This window comes from Caldimonas sp. (genome assembly GCF_046289365.1).
GTDB lineage: Bacteria > Pseudomonadota > Gammaproteobacteria > Burkholderiales > Burkholderiaceae_C > Caldimonas.
In genome coordinates this window covers 1-5,561 of record NZ_JBKBVU010000204.1, presented here as the reverse complement: position 1 = coordinate 5,561, position 5,561 = coordinate 1, and the positions used below count along the sequence as shown (strand labels likewise).

Here is a 5,561-nt window from a genome sequence, read left to right as displayed (position 1 = left end):
AGACGCACAAGGGCCGGTGGCCGTGCCCGATACGCTCGTGGGCACCGACAGCCACACGACGATGATCAACGGCATCGGCGTGGTGGGCTGGGGCGTGGGCGGCATCGAGGCCGAGGCCGGCATGCTCGGCCAGCCGGTCTATTTCCTCACGCCCGACGTGGTGGGCTTCGAGCTGACCGGCCGGTTGCGCGAGGGCGTCACCGCCACCGACCTGGTGCTCACGGTCACCGAGATCCTGCGCCGTGAGAAGGTGGTGGGCAAGTTCGTCGAGTTCTTCGGTGAGGGCACGCGCAGCCTGTCGGTGCCTGACCGGGCCACCATCGCGAACATGGCACCGGAGTACGGGGCCACGATGGGCTTCTTCCCCGTCGACGACAAGACCATCGAGTACTTCCGTGGCACCGGCCGCACCAAGTCCGAGATCGAAGCCTTCGAGGCCTACTTCCGGGCCCAGAAGCTCTTCGGCGTCCCGGGCACGCAGGACTTCGCCGGTGGCGACATCACGTACTCCAAGGTCGTCAGGCTCGATCTGGGCACGGTCGCCCCCAGCCTGGCCGGCCCCAAGCGCCCGCAAGACCGCATCGAGATCGGCCAGTTGTCGGCCAAGTTCACCGAACTCTTCAGCAAGCCCATCGAGGCCAATGGCTTCAACCAGCCGGCCGACAAGCTCGGCCAGGTCTACACCACGACCAACGGGTTGCAGATCCGCAACGGCGACGTGCTGATCGCCGCGATCACGTCGTGCACCAACACCTCCAACCCGGGTGTGCTGCTGGCTGCGGGCCTGCTGGCCAAAAAGGCGGTGCAAGCCGGCCTGAAGGTGGCGCCGCACATCAAGACCTCGCTGGCCCCGGGGTCGCGCATCGTCACCGAGTACCTCGAAAAGGCCGGCTTGCTGCCTTACCTGGAAAAGCTGGGCTTCCACGTGGCCGCCTATGGCTGCACCACCTGCATCGGCAATGCCGGCGACCTGGCCCCCGAGATCAACGAGGTCATCACCCGCAATGACCTGGTGTGCGCGGCCGTGCTCTCGGGCAACCGCAACTTCGAGGCCCGCATCCACCCCAACCTGAAGGCCAACTTCCTGGCCTCGCCCCCGCTGGTGGTGGCCTATGCGATCGCCGGCAATGTCACACGCGACCTGATGACCCAGCCGGTGGGCCAGGGCAAAGGCGGGCGCGATGTCTACCTCGGTGACATCTGGCCCAGCAGCGACGAGGTCTACGCGCTGATGAAGTTCGCGATGGACCGCAAGGCGTTCAAGGAGAACTACGAGAAGGTTCGGGCCAAGCCCGGTAAGCTGTGGAACCAGATCGAAGGCGCCAAAGGCGATGTCTACGACTGGCCGAAGTCCACCTACATCGCCGAACCCCCCTTCTTCCGCGACTTCACGCTGACGCCCCGGGCCAGCGATGCCTCAGTGAAGGGCGCACGCATCATGGCCCTGTTCGGCGACTCGATCACCACCGATCACATCTCGCCGGCCGGCTCGATCAAGGAAAGCTCACCTGCCGGGCAGTGGCTGAAGGAACACGGCGTGCTCAAGGCCGACTTCAACAGCTATGGCTCGCGCCGGGGCCATCACGAGGTGATGATGCGCGGCACCTTCGCCAACGTGCGCATCAAGAACCTGATGATCCCGCCGCTGCCTGACGGCTCACGCGAGGAAGGCGGGCTCACCCTCTTCCAGCCCAGCGGCGAGAAGATGTTCATCTATGACGCCGCGATGAAGTACCTTGCCCAGGGCACGCCCACGGTGATCTTCGCCGGCGAGGAGTACGGCACCGGCTCGAGCCGCGACTGGGCCGCCAAGGGCACGCAGTTGCTGGGCATCCGGGCCGTGGTGGCCCGCAGCTTCGAGCGCATCCACCGCTCCAACCTGGTCGGCATGGGCGTGCTGCCGTTGCAGTTCAAGGGCAGCGATTCGTGGGAGAGCCTGGGTCTCCAGGGCGACGAGCTGATCGACATCATCATCGGTGGCGAGCTCAGGCCCCAGGCCGATGTGACCCTGGTGATCCAGCGCGCCGACGGCAGCCGCCAGGAGGTGGCGGTGCGGCTTCGTATCGACACCCCGATCGAGGTGGAGTACTACCAGCACGGAGGCATCCTGCCTTACGTGCTGCGGCAGTTGCTCGCAGCCTGAGCCCCGGGCCACGCCGCAGGCCGGCCCGCCCCGGCCGTGGACGCCGCATCGCGCGCGTCAGCGCGTGAGACTGGCGTAGGCTGATTCGTCGAAGCCCACCAGCACGCGCGCGCCGGCTTCGACGACGGGTCGCCTGATCACGCTGGGCTGCGCGAGCATCAGCGCGCGGGCGCCTGCCGCATCGAGCGCCCGCGCCTGGGCTGCGGCGTCGAGGCGGCGCCAGGTCGTGCCCTGGCGGTTCAGCAGGCGCTCGGCGCCGACGGCGGCCAGCCAATGCTCCAGCCGGTCCTCGGGAACCCCCAGCTTCTTGAAGTCATGGAACTGGTAGGCCACGCCGTGCTCATCGAGCCAGCGCCGTGCCTTCTTCACGGTGTCGCAGTTGGCAATGCCGTAGAGCTTGATCATCGTCCGGTCAGGGTCCATGCCGACGCGCCGCTGCGCAGGAACAAGCGGGCCTCTTCGTCAGCCACATCACACAAGGGATCGACACCATACCCGGTTTCCGTGACCCGCTGCGTGGAGACGTCCAGACTCACCTGGAACCATTGGCAAAAGGGCGATTCGTAGCGGTAAGACCAGACGATCTCGTTGCGGCGCGGGATGCGTCGTTCCTCCGAGGGGCGACCCAGCCGGTACAGCAGCTCGGCGCGGGTGATGCCGGTGGGCAGCGCGTTGAAATGCGGCTCGGCCAGGACCTGGGTCCATCGACTCACACGCCCCTGGGCGTCGAGGTCGATCATGTAGGTGTGCCGGCCGTAGGATCCGCGGGCGTATTCCAGCCGGCGCAGGCCATCGGGACCGAGATGCTCGCCGGTGGGTGCCCCCATGCGGGCGCGCAGCTCGGCCTCGCTGGCGCCGGGGCCCAGCGGGCCGGGATCGTAGCCCGACGCACAGCCGACCAGCACCCCGACCAGCGCCAGCCCCAGGCCGGCGGCCGCGCGCCGCGCCCCGGCGGCAGGAACGGGAGGAAGCTTCATCATGCACATCCAGTGGGTTGAAGGGCGGGCAGACACGGGCTTTCGTTGGACGGCCGTGCCACACGACGGTTCCGGCCCGTGCCGATGCGTCGACGCCGACGATAATCATGACTCCTCCGTCTGCGCCCATCGCCCATGCCTTCTCGCGCCCCAGTGAACGAAATGGTCCGTGCACCCGCTTCGGCCTCGTCGAGGCCGGCGCGCAAGCCGGCCGCCGGCCCCCGTACGAACGACCCGGAGCGCACCATGCAGGACATCCTGGAGGTGGCCACCCGGGAGTTTGCGGCCAAGGGACTGACCGGCGCGCGCATCGACGAGATCGCCGAACTCACGCGCACCAGCAAGCGGATGATCTACTACTACTTCGGCAGCAAGGAAGGCCTGTACATCGCCGTGCTGGAGGAGGCCTACCGCCGCATCCGCCACATCGAGAGCGAACTGCACCTGGAAGACCTGCCCCCCGAGGAGGCCTTGCGCACCCTGGTGGCCTTCACTTTCGACTATCAAAACGCCAACCCCGACTTCATCCGGCTGGTGATGAATGAAAACATCCACCGCGGCGAATTCCTGGCGCAGTCCCAGACGATCCAGCAGCTCAACGTGCCAGCCATCGATGCCGTGCGCACGGTCTACGAGCGCGGCTGCGCGGCCGGGGTCTTCCGCGACGACCTCGACCCGGTGGATCTGCACATGTCGATCAGCGCGCTGTGCTTCTTCAACGTGTCCAACCGGCACACCTTTTCGCTGATCTTCAAACGCGACATGGCCTCGCCCGAGGCCCTGGCCGCCCGGCGCGCCAGCATCGTTGACCTCATCGTCCGCTACGTCCGCAAATAGGCAGGCCATGGCGACCGCCTGCTCGCCAAGGGGGCGAGGATTGCGGGTAAGTCCCTAATGAAAAACTAACCAGTTCGTACATTATTCGATCATGACTGGCGCCCGACTCCTGCCCGGTCGGGCGGCGGCTCCCGGCCCGGTGCGCTGCGTGGCAGGCCGGGCCTCACAGGAGAACCGCGGGTGAACCGACTCATCGATCGCTACTGCCGTGTGCTCGACGGCCTGATCGCCGCCTTCCTGGCCGCGATGGTGTTGCTCGTGTTCGGCAACGTGGTGCTGCGTTACGCCTTCAACTCCGGCATCACGGTGTCTGAGGAACTGTCACGCTGGCTGTTTGTGTGGGTGACCTTCTTGGGCGCGATCGTCGCGCTGAAGGACAAGGGCCACCTGGGCACCGACATCGTCGTGGCCCTGCTCCCGCGCTCCGGCAAGAAAGCCTGCCTGGTGCTGGGCCATGGGCTGATGCTTGCCATCTGCTGGCTGGTCTTCGAGGGGAGCTGGCAGCAACTGCGCATCAACTGGGACGTGCAAGCCCCCGTCTCCGGCCTGTCGATGGGCTGGTTCTACGCCCCTGGCGTGGTGTTCGCCATCTCTGCCGCCGTGCTGCTGGTGCTCGATCTCCTCAAAGCCTTGCGCGGCCGGCTCACCGATGCCGACCTGGTGCAGGTGGCGGAGTCCGAGGACCTCGCTCAACACCAGCGCCTGCACACAGCCGATCCTCGCGGTGCGGGTACCACCTCCCGGGCGCGCTGAAGGAGCTCTTCGATGACCGTGGCCGTCTTCCTCCTGTCGCTGCTCGGCGCCATGGCGCTGGGCGTGCCCATCGCCTTTGCCCTGCTGGTCAGCGGGGTGGCGATGATGTGGCACCTCGACCTCTTCGACGCGCAGATCCTCGCGCAAAACCTCATCAACGGCGCCGACAGCTTTCCGCTGCTGGCCGTTCCCTTCTTCATGCTGGCCGGCGAGATCATGAACGTCGGCGGCCTGTCGCAGCGCATCGTCAACCTGGCCCTGGCCCTGGTGGGCCATGTCAAGGGCGGCCTGGGCTATGTGGCGGTGATGGCCGCCTGCCTGATGGCGGCGTTGTCGGGCTCGGCGGTGGCCGATGCTGCCGCGCTCACGGCCTTGCTGCTGCCGATGATGGTCAAGGCCGGACACGACAAAGCCACCTCGGGCGGCCTGATCGCCTCGGCCGGCATCATCGGCCCGGTCATCCCGCCCAGCATCGGCTTCGTGATCTTCGGCGTGGCGGCCAACGTGTCCATCGCCAAGCTCTTCATGGCCGGCATCGTGCCGGGCCTGCTGCTGGGCGCGGCGCTGTGGTGCACCTGGTGGTGGCTGGTGCGCAAAGACAGCATCGTGCCGCCGCCTCGCAAATCGGCCCGCGAGATTCGCGTGGCGCTGCGCGAATCGCTGTGGGCCCTGATGCTGCCGGTCATCATTCTGGTGGGCTTGCGCCTGGGGGTGTTCACGCCCACCGAAGCGGCCGTGGTGGCGGCGGCCTATGCGCTGTTTGTCTCGACGGTGATCTATCGCGAGCTGTCGCTGCGCCAGCTCTACCCGATCTTCGTCGCGGCCGCGCGCACCAGCGCCGTGATCATGTT

6 protein-coding genes are annotated in these 5,561 nt (G+C 67.1%); 4 read left to right on the top strand and 2 right to left on the bottom strand.

The features are described from left to right. The coding region (gene acnA, locus ACK42S_RS15265; RefSeq protein WP_409709409.1) for an aconitate hydratase AcnA at positions 1–2,143 on the top strand (2,143 nt) is incomplete at its 5' end. Between the two features lie 57 nt (positions 2,144–2,200). Here the strand turns inward: acnA and ACK42S_RS15260 are convergent. Beyond that, positions 2,201–2,566, bottom strand: a complete 366-nt coding sequence (locus ACK42S_RS15260; protein WP_409709406.1) for an ArsC family reductase — start codon at positions 2,564–2,566, stop codon at positions 2,201–2,203. Next, on the bottom strand, positions 2,545–3,120 hold the full coding sequence (locus tag ACK42S_RS15255) for a hypothetical protein (RefSeq protein ID WP_409709402.1): 576 nt from the start codon (positions 3,118–3,120) through the stop codon (positions 2,545–2,547). Before ACK42S_RS15255 ends, ACK42S_RS15260 begins: the two co-directional genes overlap by 22 nt. Before the next feature lie 153 nt (positions 3,121–3,273). On the opposite strand from ACK42S_RS15255, the gene ACK42S_RS15250 reads away from it, so the two are divergent. The 3 genes from ACK42S_RS15250 to ACK42S_RS15240 form a co-directional block, all read left to right on the top strand. After that, positions 3,274–3,957, top strand: a complete 684-nt coding sequence (locus tag ACK42S_RS15250; protein ID WP_409709399.1) for a TetR/AcrR family transcriptional regulator — start codon at positions 3,274–3,276, stop codon at positions 3,955–3,957. A gap of 180 nt (positions 3,958–4,137) precedes the next feature. Next, positions 4,138–4,710, top strand: coding sequence for a TRAP transporter small permease (locus ACK42S_RS15245; RefSeq protein ID WP_409709396.1), 573 nt, complete (start codon positions 4,138–4,140; stop codon positions 4,708–4,710). Between the two features lie 12 nt (positions 4,711–4,722). Further along, a partial coding sequence (locus tag ACK42S_RS15240; RefSeq protein WP_409709393.1) for a TRAP transporter large permease occupies positions 4,723–5,561 on the top strand: 839 nt, incomplete at its 3' end.

What these genes read in the sequence shown, in the direction of transcription:
- ACK42S_RS15255 (WP_409709402.1), bottom strand. Translation starts at nt 3,120, where the DNA reads ATGAAGCTTCCTCCCGTTCCTGCCGCCGGGGCGCGGCGCGCGGCCGCC.
- ACK42S_RS15260 (WP_409709406.1), bottom strand. Translation starts at nt 2,566, where the DNA reads ATGGACCCTGACCGGACGATGATCAAGCTCTACGGCATTGCCAACTGC.